General features: G+C 66.9%; 14 protein-coding genes. 6 read left to right on the top strand and 8 right to left on the bottom strand.

What is annotated here, in order from left to right; all coding sequences use genetic code 11:
• Window positions 1-225 precede the first annotated feature (225 nt).
• From ACIF9R_RS18995 to ACIF9R_RS18980, 4 genes are all read right to left on the bottom strand, one after another.
• A complete protein-coding gene (locus ACIF9R_RS18995) occupies window positions 226-1,176 on the bottom strand; it encodes a hypothetical protein (RefSeq protein ID WP_332056088.1) in 951 nt (316 codons plus the stop codon).
• Window positions 1,164-2,333 (bottom strand): hypothetical protein, encoded by a 1,170-nt coding sequence (locus ACIF9R_RS18990; RefSeq protein WP_332056087.1) that lies wholly within the window; start codon window positions 2,331-2,333, stop codon window positions 1,164-1,166. The genes ACIF9R_RS18995 and ACIF9R_RS18990 overlap by 13 nt, the downstream gene beginning before the upstream one ends.
• Complete coding sequence (locus tag ACIF9R_RS18985) at window positions 2,330-3,637, bottom strand: class I SAM-dependent DNA methyltransferase (protein ID WP_332056086.1); 1,308 nt, start codon at window positions 3,635-3,637, stop codon at window positions 2,330-2,332. The genes ACIF9R_RS18990 and ACIF9R_RS18985 overlap by 4 nt, the downstream gene beginning before the upstream one ends.
• A 390-nt stretch (window positions 3,638-4,027) precedes the next feature.
• Window positions 4,028-5,152 (bottom strand): DUF4062 domain-containing protein, encoded by a 1,125-nt coding sequence (locus tag ACIF9R_RS18980; protein ID WP_381310079.1) that lies wholly within the window; start codon window positions 5,150-5,152, stop codon window positions 4,028-4,030.
• Between the two features lie 165 nt (window positions 5,153-5,317).
• Between ACIF9R_RS18980 and ACIF9R_RS18975 the strand changes: the two genes are divergently transcribed.
• The 3 genes from ACIF9R_RS18975 to ACIF9R_RS18965 all read left to right on the top strand — a co-directional run bounded on the left by ACIF9R_RS18975 (window position 5,318) and on the right by ACIF9R_RS18965 (window position 7,918).
• On the top strand, window positions 5,318-5,683 hold the full coding sequence (locus ACIF9R_RS18975; protein WP_399981174.1) for a hypothetical protein: 366 nt from the start codon (window positions 5,318-5,320) through the stop codon (window positions 5,681-5,683).
• Between the two features lie 184 nt (window positions 5,684-5,867).
• Window positions 5,868-6,470, top strand: coding sequence for a hypothetical protein (locus tag ACIF9R_RS18970; RefSeq protein WP_332056083.1), 603 nt, complete (start codon window positions 5,868-5,870; stop codon window positions 6,468-6,470).
• Entirely contained in the window at window positions 6,467-7,918 is a 1,452-nt protein-coding gene (locus ACIF9R_RS18965) for a hypothetical protein (protein WP_332056082.1), read from the top strand. The genes ACIF9R_RS18970 and ACIF9R_RS18965 overlap by 4 nt, the downstream gene beginning before the upstream one ends.
• Window positions 7,919-8,078: 160 nt before the next feature.
• Here the strand turns inward: ACIF9R_RS18965 and ACIF9R_RS18960 are convergent, their stop codons facing one another.
• Both ACIF9R_RS18960 and ACIF9R_RS18955 read right to left on the bottom strand, forming a co-directional pair.
• On the bottom strand, window positions 8,079-9,113 hold the full coding sequence (locus ACIF9R_RS18960) for an IS630 family transposase (protein ID WP_381310077.1): 1,035 nt from the start codon (window positions 9,111-9,113) through the stop codon (window positions 8,079-8,081).
• A gap of 205 nt (window positions 9,114-9,318) precedes the next feature.
• Window positions 9,319-10,548, bottom strand: a complete 1,230-nt coding sequence (locus tag ACIF9R_RS18955) for a PIN domain-containing protein (RefSeq protein ID WP_332056080.1) — start codon at window positions 10,546-10,548, stop codon at window positions 9,319-9,321.
• 644 nt (window positions 10,549-11,192) lie between these two features.
• Here ACIF9R_RS18955 and ACIF9R_RS18950 point away from each other — a divergent pair.
• Both ACIF9R_RS18950 and ACIF9R_RS18945 read left to right on the top strand, forming a co-directional pair.
• Entirely contained in the window at window positions 11,193-11,369 is a 177-nt protein-coding gene (locus ACIF9R_RS18950) for a hypothetical protein (RefSeq protein ID WP_399981170.1), read from the top strand.
• Between the two features lie 343 nt (window positions 11,370-11,712).
• Window positions 11,713-13,299 carry a hypothetical protein gene (locus tag ACIF9R_RS18945; RefSeq protein WP_205077503.1) on the top strand — a complete coding sequence of 529 codons (1,587 nt, stop codon included), beginning with the start codon at window positions 11,713-11,715 and terminating at the stop codon, window positions 13,297-13,299.
• 119 nt (window positions 13,300-13,418) lie between these two features.
• Here the strand turns inward: ACIF9R_RS18945 and ACIF9R_RS18940 are convergent, their stop codons facing one another.
• Together ACIF9R_RS18940 and ACIF9R_RS18935 are read right to left on the bottom strand one after the other, a co-directional pair.
• Window positions 13,419-14,087, bottom strand: a complete 669-nt coding sequence (locus tag ACIF9R_RS18940) for a nucleotidyl transferase AbiEii/AbiGii toxin family protein (protein ID WP_205077501.1) — start codon at window positions 14,085-14,087, stop codon at window positions 13,419-13,421.
• Window positions 14,088-14,092: 5 nt separating this feature from the next.
• Window positions 14,093-14,485 carry a hypothetical protein gene (locus ACIF9R_RS18935; protein ID WP_205077499.1) on the bottom strand — a complete coding sequence of 131 codons (393 nt, stop codon included), beginning with the start codon at window positions 14,483-14,485 and terminating at the stop codon, window positions 14,093-14,095.
• 640 nt (window positions 14,486-15,125) lie between these two features.
• Here ACIF9R_RS18935 and ACIF9R_RS18930 point away from each other — a divergent pair.
• A complete protein-coding gene (locus tag ACIF9R_RS18930) occupies window positions 15,126-16,598 on the top strand; it encodes an N-6 DNA methylase (RefSeq protein ID WP_399981166.1) in 1,473 nt (490 codons plus the stop codon).
• Window positions 16,599-16,656: the final 58 nt, after the last annotated feature.

Here is a 16,656-nt window from a genome sequence, read left to right as displayed (position 1 = left end):
CGAGGCGATGACATCCGCCAAGAGCCGTGTGTGCAGCCCGGCGACGGCTCGCGATTTGGCATGTCGGCGCCCAGCCCTTGAATCGGAGGTGGTGCCGTTGAGCAGGCTTTGACGGGCGATGGTTGCGAGCCCGGCGGACAGCCTGTCCCAGCCGCCCTCGCCCTTCGGACTGCCCAGCTCTCTGACGCCGTGGGCATTCAGTTTCCGTACTCTCGTAGCACGCCCCTAAGCCCACCACTCCGTAGGCATCTCCCGCACGAGGTAGCTCCACGGATCGTTCCGAAGAGCCGGTGGTGGGTCTTCCTCGTACAGCAGGCGAGAGACCTCCTGGCAGACGAACTGCGTGAGGCCACGGAGGGTCACCCGCAGGTGCTCCCAGCCGTGCGTATCCTCGATGACTTTTACGAACTGTTCTGGACGACGCGCATCGTCCGTGATGTGTGACAGGGCGTTCCGGCGCGCCCCGAAGCGGCTGAAGTGGTTGTTGAGCTGGGAGAAGACTGGCTGTGAGAGCAAGGGCCGCGATTCCGCTAGCAGTTCCAGGAGCGCTCGGCCGCCATCCCCGGCCCCCGGTTTCAGTGCCTCTGCGATCCCGTAACCGCGCCAGTAAGTGGACGTCTGCATCATCTCGGGCCACGGCTCGGCCATGCCCTCCAGCGCGAGGACGTGGTTGACGAGCCCGAGGTACGCCGCGACGAGGTTATCGTCGTCAGGCATGCTCGCCGGAGCGACGGGGTCGACTGGTACGTCAGTCGAACTCAGACTGACGACTTTGCCGAGAGTCCACCCGTATATGACCGGGTTGAGGACCGATGGCAGAGGCATTCTTAGATCGGGGACCTCGCTGACCGCACGCCTATGGACGTTCGCCCTGAGCGCCGAACTCAGCGTGTTGTCGTCGCCTGTGTTGCGAAGGCCGGCCAGCACCCAGGTAGCCAGGAGGGCATGCTCGACACTCTCGACCGAGATGTTCTCGACGCCTTCCGCACCGGCCAGTTCCAGCTGCATCGCCCAGTACTCGTCGTAGGCGTCGGCAGCGGTACTCAGCCACGCGGGGGCGTACCCGATCTCGCTCAGCCGCTCTTCGAGGTCGTCGTACCGCTGCTTGTCCGCGGCAAGCAACCGGTACAGCTCGGCGTAGACGAGCGGCGAAAGCGTGCAGCTCATACCGTCCACAAGACCTGCTCCAATTGATCCGCCAACCCCACGTCCGGCTCGACGTCTCCTTCGAACTCGAGGGCTTCTGCTGGGATCGGGAATCTCTCGATGTCCGTCCTCCGCAGGGACGGAACCGTCACGCCCCGCAAGAACATGCGCCTCCTGGTCTGCCCCTCGCGCCCGTTTAGGAAGTGCGCGAGCGCAGGTCCTTGTGACTGGTCATGCAGCCGGAGGACGAAGATGCCCGGATCCGCGACGGCCGGGCGTTGCGCGATGGTGGCGTACGAGTACTCGCCCACGCGGGCGATCAGGAGGTCGCCCGGGGCGATGAGGGTGACGGTGGTGGACTGCGGCGCGGCCCATCGCCGGGTCGGACGGCCCCCCAGGACACTCACGTCCACGACCGGAAGCGTGCCCGGCAGTTCCGTCGGCACCTCGAAGCCGCGGGTTGAGCGGGACGGCTTCATCTCCCGTACGAAGGAACCGAGCGGTTCGCCGTCCTCCAGGAGCTCGGGACGAGGAGTGGCGAGCATGATCCCCCAGTCGTCCCGGAGCCGAAGGTCAGCCGTGACCCACCACGTCGACTCCGACGGCTCCTCCTCGCGATGCGTTCCCGCCTCGATCGAAGCCAGCACTCTGTCGAGCCGCTGGACCTCCACAAGGGGCGGCAGGGGCACGCCCATCTCCAGCAGATCCGGCGTCTTCACGGACGCCATAGTGGTACCTGTGGCGAGCGACGCCCGACGAGCCTGTCCCGCCCGCGAGTTCAACACGGCCCAGATCCACCGGGAAAACACCGGATCGAGAGGCCGGAGGGCCGTGAACCGGGATGAGAGGAGCGCACCGTTCAGCCGGTCGTCGACAAGAATGGCCGGCCCGGACGGCGAGGGCGGCACCAGGACATCACCACGCCGAAGGCCGCGCGTTCCGACGGTGAATGCCTTGCCTTGGTACTTGGTGCTCCGCCGCCGAATCGCCCCGGTCCGCGCCACCAGGCCGGCGGGCGTGATGACTGGGGAACCAGCGGTCGCGACACTCCCCGCCCGGACACTGGTAACGAGTTCACGCAATGGGACCACCGACGCCGCTGTCGGCCAAGCGAAGGTGGAACCAACCAGGCGTCCTGGATCCCAGTCGGCCTCGCCCCGCAGATCAACTGTCAAGAAGCTGCTCATGACCGTCCTGCGGTACGTGGCCGGTCGTCTTCTGCGTCGACGAACTCCAGGACGGCATTCAGCCCGGGACCTTCCGGGCCGAGTTGCGTCTCCCAGTCCTCACCGAGATGGGCGACCAGCGTCTCCGCGGGCTCAGTGCGGTCGATGACGACGAGAACGGAACGGACACCGGTGCCCGTGATCGCTCCTGCCGGAAGCCCGATAAGAGCGGCTACGTGGAAGTTCTCGGCCAGGAACATCCTGTATGCCGCGTACCGGTCCGCGAAGGTGAACGAGTGAGCGATATGCAGGACAGCGCGTCCTCCGGGCTTCAGCGCCCGCACACACTTGTCCAGCGCTGCGACATTGCCGTCGGACGTGGTCGATCCGTCCAGGAGAAGGTGGCGGTCGGCCAGGGAGAGACCGACAGGCGGCGCCGTGACTACGACGTCGGCATCCGCGAGGTCCCTCTGGAAGGAGTCGCCCTTCTCGATCACCACGTGCCTCGGCGCGTCCCGACCGATCCCTGCCGCGAGTTCGGCGAGCTGTGCGTCGAACTCGTAGCCGATGAACTTCGCCGCGACGCCTTGCTCCGCAGCACGGTCCAAGGCCGTCCAGAGGAACGATCCGGTTCCGCAGAACGGATCCAAGACGGTGCCAGCTAGATGCTTCTCAACCAGCGCCGAAACGGCGGAGGCAACCACTCGGGGTGAGCTGAACTCTCGGTGTCTGCCACGAGAGGCGAACTCGGTCAACGCGTCCCGCTTCGCGCGCCAGAGTACGTCTGCCCGAACCGGCACGAACCCACCGTCGGGCAGTTCGATACCCGGCCTCCCATTTCGGGAAGACGTCAGGACGTCCCCGGAAGGAAAGTACCGGTCGGCTGAGACCCCGGAGTTGCGGAGACGGTCCGCCTCGAACCACAGACGTTGCACCAGGAGGGAGGTAGCCAGCGACCGGTCGGTGACCAAGCCTTGCGAGCCGTGCTCGGGCGGAGTCGGGCCGTCGACCGGCTGCAAGGAACGGACACCACGGTCGGCCTTGAACCACTGCCCATTGATCACCGCGTAGTGCTCGAGCGTACCCAGCAGGTCCCGGCTGCCCGCCAGGGAGGGAAGGACGAGCTCGGGCTGCCGGAGCTTCTTGTTCTTGTACTCGACAACCGCCCACGGCACGAGTTCCCCGTCGGCATTCGACGCCCACGCCAGTACATCCGGCCGAAGGTTCGACAAGTTTTCAAGCCGCGGTTCGACCTGCAGAATCGTGTAGCCGACGGCACGCATCGCGGCACGAACCTCGGCGATGTCGGACCTGTGATTCGGCATGGGGCTCCCCTCCCTTCTGCCGCCTTCCGCAACAAGGCAGCCCGGCAGGCTATCGCGCCTGATCATGCCCTGCCAACAGAGGCGCGACGGGTACGGAGGCCGGTCCGCGCCTTCGACTCGGGCACCGGTGTCGAGGCTGGGGCGCGATTGGCCCGTGCGGCCCCGGAGACACGAAGTGACACTGGCGTTCGACCTGTACCCTTCCGTCCGGTACATGATTCACGCGGTGGAACTCGTCTGGACGGTCCGGTCAGGGTGGTGTGCTCAGTAGGTCGACCGTCCGCTTCAGTCGCTGGCAGAAGAGGGCGTCGATCGCCAAGCCGGTTCGGACCTTGTCAAGCGTCAAACGAGAGCAGGCGGCGGCCGTGCCCGCTTGCTGTCGAAGCGGCCTCAGGCAGCGGAGGGGTGGTGCGCGATCAGTGCCCGCGCGAGATGTTCGGCGACTTCCTCGGCTCCGTCCTGCAGGGCCGCCAGGGTGACGGACTCGTCGGGCTCGGTACGCAGGGCGAATGACCTGCCGAAGCCAGCCAGACTGGCTGTGCGCCGTGACTGACGTGGGTCGAAGGTATCGATGCTGGTCATAGCGGGCTCCGACACGCCAGCAGCCACCACGATGCGGTCCTGCCTGATGATGTTCAACGAGCCGGTGAACTTGAGCAGTTCGGCGATTTGCTTGGGCAGGGCATTGGGATCGAGGATCGGCCCCATACTGTCCTGGGGGAGCAGGGCCCGGGTGGAGAGCTGGCCCGTCTTGTACAGGCGGACCTCTACGAGCTGGCCCGGACGGGGCGTGTCCCACGAACGGGGGCGGCTGGCCGGGACGGAGACGGCCATATGGTCCTGCGATCGGGAAGAGCTGAGGGGGACATCGTCCTCGACCATACCGGTGAGGCGCACACGGCCCGGCAGCGAGTGGCCGAGCGCCTCCAGTTCCCTAGCCGAGTAGCCAGCAGAGTCCAGTGGTAGGACGTGCAGTTCCAGAAGGGTGGTCACGCCGGCGGTCTGCAGGCCGCCTGTACCCTCCTCGAGGGTCCAGTGCAGGGCGGGTGGCTGGGCCAGCTTGGCGAAGGCCAGGGGGGACGGGCCCGACTCCAGCTCCCGGATCTTCCCGGCGACCTTAGGGAGCAGGTCCGCGGCCGTGCGGAAGCTGTCGCGGAATACGCCGGTGGCGTACGCCTCCACTACGCGTACGAACTCGTGCTGACTGGGCTCGAAGGTCACGTCCAGCTTGCGATAGACGAGGCGGGGCATACCTGCTTGCTGGGCTGCTACCCACTCGTCATGGGTTGCTGACTGCCCTGTCTCGGGGAACACGTGGCCGTAGTTCGGGCCTAGGAGAAAGAGGCACGCGTCGGCGGTCGACAGAGCTTTCAGGCAGGCTTCCCGGCTCGGCGTGGTCTGAGCTGAGAAGTCCTCGAACCGGACCGGGGTGTGACCGAGAGCGCGGACCAGCCCGTCAAGGGCGTCACGCTCCTCCTCCAGGCCCTTGCGGGCACTGCTGATGAAGATCCTCACGCTACGGTGTCTCCACTGCTGAGGGTTCTGCTGTGAGGCGAACCGGGTGGCTGGTGCCGGCATTCAACTGGGGGTTTGATGGCCGAGACGTCGGAAGAGGCGATACGCGCCTATTGGAAGGAGCACCGGGAGCAACTGCGGCAGTGTGAGACCCAGCGCTCCACATTGACGAACCTCCTGCTCATCGTCACGGCAGCCCTGAGCGGTCTGATCGTCCAGCAGAAGTTCACGCTGAACGTCATGCCTTTGTGCCTCTTCGTCGCGACGACTGGAGTCTACGGGGCTGTGGCGGTGGCCAAGTACTACGAGCGGGCCTCCTACCACCTCACCCAGGCACGGGCGTTGACCCGAGACCTGGCGGACCGGGGCGTGCTGGGGTCCGATGAAGGGCTCGCCCGAGCACGCGCGGCGCACTACCGCAAGTTTCCCCGGCTGCACCGCATTCGGCTTCACCGCCTGTGGGTAGGGCTGCACCTCGCTATAGCCCTGTACGGGCTCTCCCTCCTTCTCGTCTGTGTGATTGTCGCCTGACGACTCAGGGAGGAGGAGCCGCCTGAGCAGAGGCTGTCGCCCTGCCTGCGTGGATCCTGTGGTCCGCTCCGCTCCTTCGCGGCACCGCCAGGTTGTCTGCACAGCACTCCCCTGCTCTGAATCAGGGACCGCTCGCTAGTACGGCCATCAGCCGCCGCCCCTCCGCGGCGCTTAGACTCTCACCGTGGTAGGAGAGGACGCCCACTTAAAGGGAATCTCGGGAGCGAAGAGAGCCAAGCTCTACCTCGAGGGCACGATGCGGATCTGCGGGGCCTTCGCGAACACGGACTCGGACGCCTGGGCGAGGAAACTGACACTCGCCTGGCCGGAGGGCGGACAGACCTTCTCCTTCGACCTGGGCGGGTCGATGCGGGGCGCCCCGTACCATGGCGACCAGTTCTGCGCGGAGGTCAAGCACTATCAGGGGCCGGCGGACCAGGGCACTCACTTCGTCGAGTTCCTCGCCAAGTGCTACGTCGCGCACCAGGAGAAGTACCTCTTCGGCGATCACTACATGTGGATCACCTGGGCCCCGTTCAACGTGAACAATTGGTCGCAACTGCACGATCCGCAAAGGATCGAGTCCGCTGTCGTCCGGCACCGGCAACGCATCTTCGGTGACGTCTCCGAGGACGAGGCCAGGAAGAAGATCGACGCGATCGCGGTGCAGAGCGTGTCCGAGCGCGTGTGGCGCATCGTCCTGTCAGAAAAGCAAGAGGGCCTGCTACCCCTCACCGAGTGGCGGGCCATCCTGGCGCACGAGCTGACCCTAAAGGGGGAGTGGTGAACGCCGTCGCATCGTCGATCGCTGAGGCACTCGAGGCGGACGACCCGTACCGCTCGTTCGCCGAGATCAAACGACTCCTCGAACAGCACCTCCGGCAGATCAATCCGCAGATCCGGACCAGGCGCACCGGATACTACAACCACACCCACATGCCGGACCTGGTCATGCGATGGCCACACGACGACGACCTCAGCGACCGATACGTCTACCTGCGCAGCACGACGGACGCGGACGAGCTCGTATTCGACATCAGGCGCCTTGCTCGCCAGGACCGGCCCATTGTTCTGGCGCTCGGCGCCCTCCGCCCGTCCTTCGACGCCCGCGCCCTGGATTCGCTCGCGATCGACCACCACACCCTGGTGTTGGACCTGGCGGCTTTCGCGGAGCTGACCTCTGGCGAGTCGGCCGACGCCGCGTTGAGGCGTCTGATCGCGAACACCGTCATTGAAGGTGGCCAGGGTCTCCTTGACGAGCGCTCCGTGTCCCGGCTGGCCCGTGCCATGACGACCGGCGCGCAGGCAGCCCGCCGCGGTGAGCGTGGGGGGACTGAGGACGCGCTTGCCTTTGCCTCGGACACGCTGTCCCCACCGATCGCGCGCCGCCTGACGGCCTTCTTGGGTACCTTGTGGCGCGCTAGTGGTGCACCGGTAGCCGAGCTCGAACGCGCTCCCAGGTATCCGCAGCAACTGGACGAGTCGTCGCTCGATTACCTCCTCGAAGGCCAGGAGATCCCTGATGGGAACTTCTGGAGCCGTATCGCCCGTGAGATCACTCTGACCGATCTGCTGCGGCACGGCAGGATCACCGCCACCGACAATCTCCAGCACCTCATGCGCGCCGCGCTGAGCACATGGAACGCCCGGGTTTGCGGCGTAGCCCCCTCCTCCGTCGCCGCTCGCCGTGGCGCAGCCCCCCTGCACTGGACTAAGGGCGAGGGAGCCCTCAGCTTCGACGCGCCCGGCTTCGTTCTCACGCTCGCCCAGAAGGTCGACCACCTGACATCGTCGGCGGCACGGGCGGCGTACGAACTGCCGGCCCTCGACGAGGTCGGCAATCGTCTGCCGCTCCTAGAGCTGAGCCTCAAGGCCATCACGCTGGTCAACGGTGGCGGGAAGGTGGCGTACGAAGGAGAGGTGGGCGCTTTGCATGGGGACCGGCTCCGCCACCTCAGCGAATCCCTCGGACCGGGAACCCTGGTCAAGAATCTCGAAGCCCTACCGCCAAGTGGCGTACCGGTGAGGTACAACTTCTCCACCCGGACCGCCTCGGTAAAACCGCCCCGCGGCAGTGTCCCACTACTGGAGCTCGTGAACACGTCCATCCGACTCTTCACGGATCTATCCCGCGAGGAGGAGGAACGCCTCGTCGAGGTGATCCCGTCGGGCGGCCGCACCCTGCATGCCGGAATCGAGCACGACATGCCGGGGGCAGAGTCACCCGCCGACTGACCCGCGGTGGGTCCACTCCGCAGTGGGCATACCGATGCGCCCGGCCCTGGCCCACCGTCCGCCTGGAGGACCGACGCTCGGCTTTCGGTGAAGTGCTGTGCGGTCCACCCGCGCTGCTGGGTCGTGCCCATCTCCTGACCGGAGCCCGCACCCACTGCACCTAAGCGGCTTGCCTGAAGTTCTGCGCGTAACGCTTCGGTAGCCAGGGCGAGGCCCAGGGTGCGGCGGTGGTCAGCATCTGGGTGGGTGAGCGCTGCCGGAAGAAGGCGTGGACCTGACGCTGGCGGCCCGGCCAGGTGACGGCGGTGTTGGCGAGGTGGGCCTTCAGTGCGGCCCAGATACGCTCGACCGGGTTGTCGTGCGGGCTGTAGCGGGCGCCGAACAGCAGGCGCAGGCGGGGGTGGTCGGCCAGGTAGGTGGTCACCGCCTTCGCGTGGTGGATGCTGTCGTTGTCGCAGAGCACCGCGACGGCCGGGGCGTCGGGGTAGGCGGTCAGCAGCAGCTGGAGGAAGGCGATGAACGCGGCGGTATTGCGGCGGGAGAGGGTGTAGAGCCAGGCGCCGGTGGCCACTTCCAGGGCGCCGAAGACGGTGGTCTGCCGGTTCTTTCCCGGGGAGGCCACCTGCTGCCGCGTCCCGCGCGGGATCCAGCTCGCCCGGATGTGCGGCAGCAGGTGCAGGTGGGTCTCGTCCTCGGCCAGGGCCACCGACCCGGGCGGCAGGGCCCGCAGTTGGCGGCGCACGGCGGCCAGGACGCGCCGCCGGTCGGGGTCGCCCCTGGCCGTCAGGCGGGGCCGGCGCCAGGCGGCCTGCTCGCGAGTGCGCCGGTGGACGGTGCGCGAGCTGATCTTCGGCCGGCCCAGGCGGTGGTGAATCCGGCGGATCGTCCACGGGCCGGGGTGGGTCAGCAGCCGTCTGATGCGCTCGCCCAGTCTCGGCCCGCCGAGCCGGGGTCGTCCCGGCCGGGGGTGGTCGGCCAGGCCCGGGGCGCCGTCGGTGTTGTAGCGGTGGATCCAGCGGCGCACCGTGGCCGGGTGGCAGCCGAGCAGCTCGCCGATCTCGTCCGCGGTCAGGCCGGCCCCGGACAGCAGCACCATCACGACGCGGGCGGCCTCCCGCCAGCGGTGATGCAGCAGGTGGTACAGGTGCTGGTACGCCGGACCGGAAGGGTTGGCGAACACGGATGCCGGACGCATACCGACCTTGACCTCGCCGGGTTTGCCACGTTTTGGTCAACGTCGATGCAACACCCGGCGAGGTTTTCGTGCCATCGGGGCCGTCGCGCCCGGCCGACGCCGCCGCCGCCGCCGATTCCACGCAGAACTTCAGGTCATCCGCTTAGACGTGGCCCCCGGGCCGCCCGCAGGTGCAGCGGCCGATGACGAGCAGCCGGAGGCTGCCCTACCCGTCCTTACGCCGGCTACCGGCCCACAAGGCCATAGCCATTAGAGCGCTCCGCAAGAGAGTCGGCTTCTCGGCTTCCTGCCACTTCGCGAGCTGTTGCCACACCTCCGCCGAGTAGCCGGGGAGAGAGGCGGATGCCGCAGGGACCGAAAGCCGTTGGAAGTCATCTGCGGTGAGGGGCCTTGGAGAGCTGCTGCGCAGGATAGTGAGCTGTGACTCAGCCCTGGTTGGGCTCAACAGCAGGCGCGTCTCCCAGGCGCATCCTACTCGTCCGAGCCCCGATTGCCTGCCAAGTAGAGCCAGGCCGGTGAGCAGCCAGCGCACCGTTGCTGTGCACCATACGTGGTCGCCGATGCGGTAGGCGCTTACATCGCTGACGAGGTCCACCTGGGCGTAGGGCGTCGTAATCCAGGGGCCGGCACCGCCCATAAGGGGGCGTTCGCTGTCGTCCGAGTCGGGCCAGAGTGTTCCCAGGAAGGTGGGTGCGTCGAACGCGTGCATGCTCTCCACGTCGACACCCCACTTGGCACCCGCCTCCCGGGCGATGATCGATGCCACCTCGGGAGTACCCACCTGCTCCTGCACCAAGGCATCGTCCACCTCGGTGGGCTGAGTGAACTCGGCGACGACGGGGTCGAGGGATGCATAGTGCTTGAAACGATCCCCCAACTCCTGGATGTCCCGCCACAGTCTCGCCCGTCCCTTGTACGAGGAGCCGTCACCGAAGTCGTTCGTGTTCTTGCTGACGAAGTACACCGTCTCGTCTGGGTGCTCGCGCGCGTACTCGACGGCGGTCAGCCATATCGCGGCATCACGCGAGCCGGTCTTCACCGGCTTGTTCACCCCCTTCATCTCCAGCTGCTTGCATGGCGGGATGACATTTGCCTCCCGGTAGGCAGCCTCTTGCAGTACCGACGCGCTCGGAGGCAGCACCTCCAGGATGGCGGCGAAAGCATCCCGCCAGTACCGCCGCACCTTCTCGGTTTCGAGAGGCTGCATGACGGCGTTGGTCTCCCAGGGCGTGATCAAGCGCAACGCCTTGTGCGCGTGGAACGCGGCGTCGTACTTCTCCTGGTACTTCAGCGCCCGTTGCGCGGCCAGCTCCTCCATGACCGTCCACGGGACGGCGACGCCTTGCACCCCCGTCGCCCGGATGGTCTTGAGCAGGTCGACACTCGCGTTGTCAGGAGAGACACCCCACAGCATGTTCGTGTCCAGGATGATCAAAGTAGGTGGCTCCGTCCCCGGGCGGCGTGCAGCAGGCGGGACAAGCCTCCCAGGCCCGGAGCGGCCTCGTCAGCGAATTTCGATCACACTGCCCCTTCAACGGCGAGCCTCTCGTACGCACTGGGCGCACCGACGTGACGCCACCGACGTGAGGCTCCGTACCGGGGGAGGCGCTGCGTAGGTAGGCATGACGCGCCAGATTGTCGGCGCCGAATCGATGTAGGGCCGTGACGCTCATTTGACGCTCCGGGCGCCCGGCGGCCCTCATTCGGGACCCACATGCATCTCTGACCTGCGGCTTTCCTGCCTGTGTCCAAGCCGACATCTTTCCGATGACGTCGCACGTGGAGTGCGTGGCAGTTCTTGAGCCTGCCGTGAAGGGTGCTTGACCTGCGGCTTTGTGGCGCAGGCGGGTCGACCGACCTGTTTCTCGCCATGCAGCGGGTCGAATGGATGGATCGATCCTGAAGGTTGCCTGACCTGCGACTTCTTGAGGGAGCCGGCCGCTTCGGCGGCGCTTTCAGGGGTTCTTTCGAGGAATCTTGACGCTCGGCTGACGCTCGCTTCGGGGCTCTGGGCGTTACTGGGGCCATCGCGGGGTGATCTCGGTATCTTGCACCACACCGGGCAGCTCAGTTCTCGGAGTGCGAAAGTCAGTAACCGAGTGGGGCCACCCGCACGGCACCGAGGCACACGACACGGTCGTCCTGGTCGTCGCCGAACTCGCCGCGAACGCCGTCCTCCACGGCCGCGTCCCGGGCGGGGCTTCGCCCCGTCCCTTTCCCACGACGAGAGTCTGGGCGTCGTCCGAATCGAGGTGACCGACATTCACCCCACGCGGCTGGCGCGACAGGCTCCCGATCCGGACGAGGGCAGATGCCACAGACTGCCTTGTCGATGCGCTCGCCGCCGACTGGGGCGTACGCGACAGCCCCGGCCCGGCAAGACGGTCTGGCGGAGTGCACGACGGCGCCCCGTTTCATCGGCCCCGTCGGGGCCAGCAGCTATGGCGTTCGGTTGACCGGACGGTCGGCCCCGAAGCCACGCCCAGGGCATTACGCACCTGGGCGTGGCGGTATTACGGTTGCTCTCCGAGCGGTGCCCTGACCGCTTTCGAGGGGGAAACGGTCGTCGCACAGGGCATCGGGGGTGAGGGGAGCCGCCGTGCAGGCGCTGTATGCCGTCAGTTTCGACATCCGGTCCGCCCAGGAGCAGCCGGGCCACGTCTACGAGAGCCTTCGCGGCCATCTCGCCGACTGGCTCGGCCACCACGGACGTGTACCGGCACCGTCGGCGACCGAACTCGACAGGGATGGCCGGGCGGTGCTCGCCGGCAAGATTCCCGGCCACGGTGACCGCACAGTGAGCTGGACCGTGGCGGGCGACGAACTCACCCGCGCCCTGCGCATGACCATCCACCAGCCGCTGTCTACGGGACCGGCCCAGTTTGTCACCCGGGTCACGGTCTCCCAGTCGGGGGAAGGCGGCGGGCTCAGGATCGTCATGGGCAGGGAGATCCCCGACGGCTGGATAGCGCCGGTGCAGGATCCGCCGCTCAAGCGCCCCAACCTGTTGCGGGCGGTGCTCGGCGACGAGCAACTTGAAGTGCGGGTGCTGAGCCAGCTCGCCACGGGGCGATACGAGAGGATCCGGGAGGAGAGTCACGCTGACGTACTCCTCGACGTCCTGGCGCTGCGCACGCGCCTCCCCATTCTCCTGATGCACCCCAGGGACCAGGCGGGATGGAGCGCGGCGGCCGATGCGTCGGGGCAACTCGCGGGCCTGGCCCAGGTGGTGACCCTGAACTACGTGACCGCACAGGCCGTCCGCCGGGCCCACGAGCAGGTGGCCGTACCCAGCGGTGGCGCCCGGCTGGTCTGGCCCGACCTCGGCCTGGAGCACCCCGCCTACTCACGGGAGGAGGTGTCTCAGACGTCCTTCGTGGAACGGCGGCTGATGCCGTCGCTCGCCCATCTCTCTGTCATCGCCCGCGGCAGTGACACGGCGTGGGAGCGTGCGCGACAGGCGTCGTACCGCGCGGGAGCCCGCAGGGCGGCGGAGCAGTTGTCGCGCGCCCAGGCCGCCGGAGACACGACCGCCGAGCTCGAAGCGCTGCAGAAGCGTGTCCGGCAGCTCGAAGAGGACGCCACATCTTGGGAGGACATGGCACAGAGCTGCATGGAGGAACGCGACAAGGCGCGAGACGATGCCGCCACCGCTGAGGCCCTGCGTCAGGACCGGGACTACTGGAAGAACGAGTACCTAAACCTGTCGAAGGGCGGGAGCGGGCAGGCGGCCACATCGGACGCGTGGAGCGAGATCCCTCCTCTGGGAACGGACGCCGTACCCACTTTCGAAGCTCTCGTTAAGGCATCAGAGGAGCACATCGTGTTCACGGCGAGAGCGGCGCGCACCTGGAAGGACTCCCGCTACCCGTACCCCCAGGAGATGACCGACCGGCTGACCGCCCTTGCGCAGGCTGCGACGGACCTGTACTCCAATTCCGGCAGGATGCCCAGGCTGGCCCAGTGGTTTTACGACAACCACGGACTGAAATTCGCGCCCAACGACGAGAAACTCAGCAAGGACAAGGACAAGCGCTACTTCATGTTCAACGGAAAGCGTTGGGACGGACTGCCGCACATCAAGGTCCGGGACGCCGTCTCGCCCAATGAGGTCGGACGCATCTACTTCGCCCTCGACTCCGAGGAGAAGCGGTTCATCGTGAACCATGTGGGACTGCACCTGTAGCCGGCCCCGGCGGGCACCTTGCATCCGTGGGCACTCATGGTGACCACTCTGGCACTGTACGGTACGGCGGATTTCAGCGCGCAAGCCCCGCCTCACCGCGAGCCCTCATTTGGACGTGATCAGTCGATGTGCGGATCATCGGACTCTTCGAGGAGACGGGTCGCGAGGTGGTCGGCCCACTCCACGGCCCAGGAGCGGAGAGCGGTGATGGTGGCGTCATCGAGCCCATAGGCGGCAAAGGCTTCATCGTCGGTCCACTCGGCGCCCGTGAGGTTCGACTGCAGATCCTCGCGCTCGAAGCGGCCGCGGGCGTGGCGGCGGCCGAACTCTTCGAGCTCGGCACTGGTCCAGCGGCGGGAGGCTGCGAACACGTCGATCAGGTCGCGGGGCGCTCCGCGGTCGGCGAGGGCGCGGACCTTGGTCCCGATCACGTCCTCCTCCGCGAGGACGGGCCCGTACGGGCTCTGGGCGACCGGCCGCCAGAAGATCTCCTTGAGGATGTCGACTTCGCATTCTTGGCCGGTGGCCGGGTCGGTCACGGTGAAGCGGGCGGACAGCGGGGCGGTCTCCAGCGCGTGCACCTTCCAGCCGCGGGCTTCCAGTCCGGCGCGGAGCGTGGCGGCGATGTCGGCCATGGGCGCCGGGTTCTCGGTGGCGACGTCGAGGTCCTGGCTGGGGCGGTTCACGAGGCGGTGTGCCCGCACGGCGTATCCGCCGGTGAGAACCAAGGGATACGGGGAGCCGAGCGCGAGCACATCCGCCAGGAGCCGCGTGTGCAGCTCCGGCATGTCCGTCACGCGGCTGCCCGGGCGCGGGACGCGAGCTGAGGGAAGGCGTCTTCCCATACGGCGCGCACGCTGCGGCCGACGAGGGTGCGCAGCACCGGCCACAGCTGGAGGAGCAGGTCCTGGTCGAGGTAGCGGGGCAGGTCGTCGTGCAGGCCCTCGTGCAAGACGGTGCGGTACAGGCCCATACGCTGGCGCGGCTTGCCCAGGTCGTACGAGGTCATCCCGGACCAGGCCAGGTGCAGCGGCAGATCCACGACACCGTGTGTCGGCCCGCGCAGCTCGTCCAGCGACTCCGGCAGACGGCGACGGAACTTCTCCCGGTACAGCGCGAGGTCCTCGGCGTCCGCTCCCGAGACGTTCCTTGGGGTGGGTGCGGGGTGCTGTGGGCTGGAGGGCATGACTCCATTATGGCGGCCGGAGACGTTGCGAGTGTCATGATGAGCGAGCTGGCGTCCGGAGCGAGCGGGGACGGATCTCCTGGTGAGCTGGTTGCCGCAGTCTGCTATTCCGTGAGCGGTGCTCACTCCTGGCAGTCCGCCGGGCGCTGGTCCCGTCCTTGGGGGTCGTCCGTCCAGCGGGTTAATGCGTATGGCGGCAAGCATCTGTAGGACTTTCGAGAGGCGGGGCAGAGGGGCCGCTCGCCTTCGGTGATTCGCACACTGTGCATCGCTGCGATGACGGAATGAAGGAAGGATTCCAGCACCCCGGTAGTAAATCGGGAATGGCGTCCCGAGAGCGCCTTCCCGCCTGAGGGGCGGTCAAGGGGGGCTCTGGAGGTCTCTTCCCGACCAACATCCGCCCCTCTTTTCCCAGCGGTCACGGAACGCGCCGTCCGTGCCCCTCGCGCGCCCCCCGTGCGCACTGAGGCGGTCCTTTCGCCTCCAACAAGCTGTGTCTGCGGTGATCCACCGTCCGCGTCCACAGCTTGGAGGGGACAAGGTGCCGGAGGAGTGGATACGGACTCTCGTGTCGGACTTTGGGTCCGAGTGCAGGGAGCGTCTGCGGGTCAGCGACACGGAGGCGTCCATCAGCTTGCCGGTGGCGAAGCTGGTGGAGACATTCGGGGCGCGCTGGAAGCTGCGTCCTCGCCTTCATCCTGAGTATTCCTTGCCCGAGGCCCGGGTGCGTCCGGATTACGCGGTGGAGACATCGGGGCGCATCACCGGGTTCCTCGAGCTGAAGGCCCCGGGGCACGACGTCACGCCTGACGGCTTCACGAAGCGGGACCGGGAGCAGTGGGAGCTGATGCGCCGACTGCCGAATGTGCTGTATAGCAACGGTCACACCTGGTGCCTGTACCGAGGCGGGTCGCGGCCTCTGCGCACGGTTCGGCTCGAAGGTGATCTGTACCGGTCCGGCAGCCGGTTGCGTATCAGTGCAGCCGATGGAGGGGCGTTTCGGGATCTGTTGCGGGAATTTCTCGGGTGGCAGCCCCGACGCATCACGACTGTTGGCCAGTTGGTGTCGTCTATCGCTCCGCTGTGTCAGTACTTGCGCGAGGAGGTGCTGGAGCAGCTCGCCCTCGAACGCAGAACGCCAGACGGTACTCGCAGCCGACGACTTGTCCCCAAGCCGTTCACCGCCTTGGCACACCACTGGAGCAAGGTGCTCTTCCCCTCAACCGATGGGCAAGACCCCGATCACCTCTTCGCCGACCGTTACACCCAGACGATCGCCTTCGCCCTGCTGCTGGCCCGTATCGAGAACGTACCGCTCGCCGACCGCAACTTCGTTGATGTTGCACATGAGTTGAAGGCAGAGAACACGGTCATGGGTCGAGCCCTGCAGTTGCTGACGGAGACGGTGGACGCCGAGTTCGCCCGCCGAATCGACACGCTCGTGCAGGTCATCGACGCTGTCGACTGGGAGGCGATCCGAGCACGGACGCCCGACGCCCACGTTCATCTCTACGAGGATTTCCTCCAGGAGTACGACCGCGATCTGCGTAAACGCTCCGGCACGTACTACACCCCGCCCCGTCTGGTGAAGGAGATGGTTCGCTTCACCGACGCAGTGCTGCGTACCCGCCTGGGCTGTGTGGAGGGCTTCGCCGACGAGCAGGTGACGATCGTCGACCCTGCGATGGGCACCGGCACGTTCCTCAGCGAGATTATCGACAGGGTCGCCGAAGAACGCTCCCGCCGCGGGGAGGGTTTCCGCGGCGAAGCGGTGGAACAGCTGGCGGGACGGCTGATCGGCTTCGAGCGTCAAATGGCCGCCTACGCGGTCGCCCAGATGAGAATCACCCAGACCCTCCGTAAGCAAGTCACCGACACTCAACTCGGCGATCTGCGGCTCCATCTCGCCGACACCCTCGCAGACCCCTACGAGAGGGCCACGCTCTTCACGTTCCTGCCCGATGGCGATCCTCTGGTCGAGAACACCCGCAAGGCGGACTGGATCAAGCGCGAGCAGAAGGTCACTGTCATGATCAGTAACCCCCCGGACCGGGAGAGAGCCGAGGGGGAGGGCGGTCAACGTCGCTTCCGTAGTGTGATCTTGGTCGGGTAGGGTCCTGATCTTGTGGCGAGCGGGCACATAGCTGGTGAGACGTATCCCGAGCGGACGC

The sequence above is a fragment of the Streptomyces sp. NPDC086080 genome (assembly GCF_044540255.1).
Lineage (GTDB): Bacteria > Actinomycetota > Actinomycetes > Streptomycetales > Streptomycetaceae > Streptomyces.
Note: the sequence above shows the minus strand (reverse complement) of the source record. Positions and strands in the feature narration are given on the sequence as shown.

Excerpts from the sequence above, each read along its gene's own strand:
- ACIF9R_RS18940 (WP_205077501.1), bottom strand. The coding sequence starts at position 14,087 with ATGCCGGAGCTGCACACGCGGCTCCTGGCGGATGTGCTCGCGCTCGGC.
- ACIF9R_RS18960 (WP_381310077.1), bottom strand. The coding sequence starts at position 9,113 with ATGCGTCCGGCATCCGTGTTCGCCAACCCTTCCGGTCCGGCGTACCAG.
- ACIF9R_RS18990 (WP_332056087.1), bottom strand. The coding sequence starts at position 2,333 with ATGAGCAGCTTCTTGACAGTTGATCTGCGGGGCGAGGCCGACTGGGAT.
- ACIF9R_RS18935 (WP_205077499.1), bottom strand. The coding sequence starts at position 14,485 with ATGCCCTCCAGCCCACAGCACCCCGCACCCACCCCAAGGAACGTCTCG.
- ACIF9R_RS18985 (WP_332056086.1), bottom strand. The coding sequence starts at position 3,637 with ATGCCGAATCACAGGTCCGACATCGCCGAGGTTCGTGCCGCGATGCGT.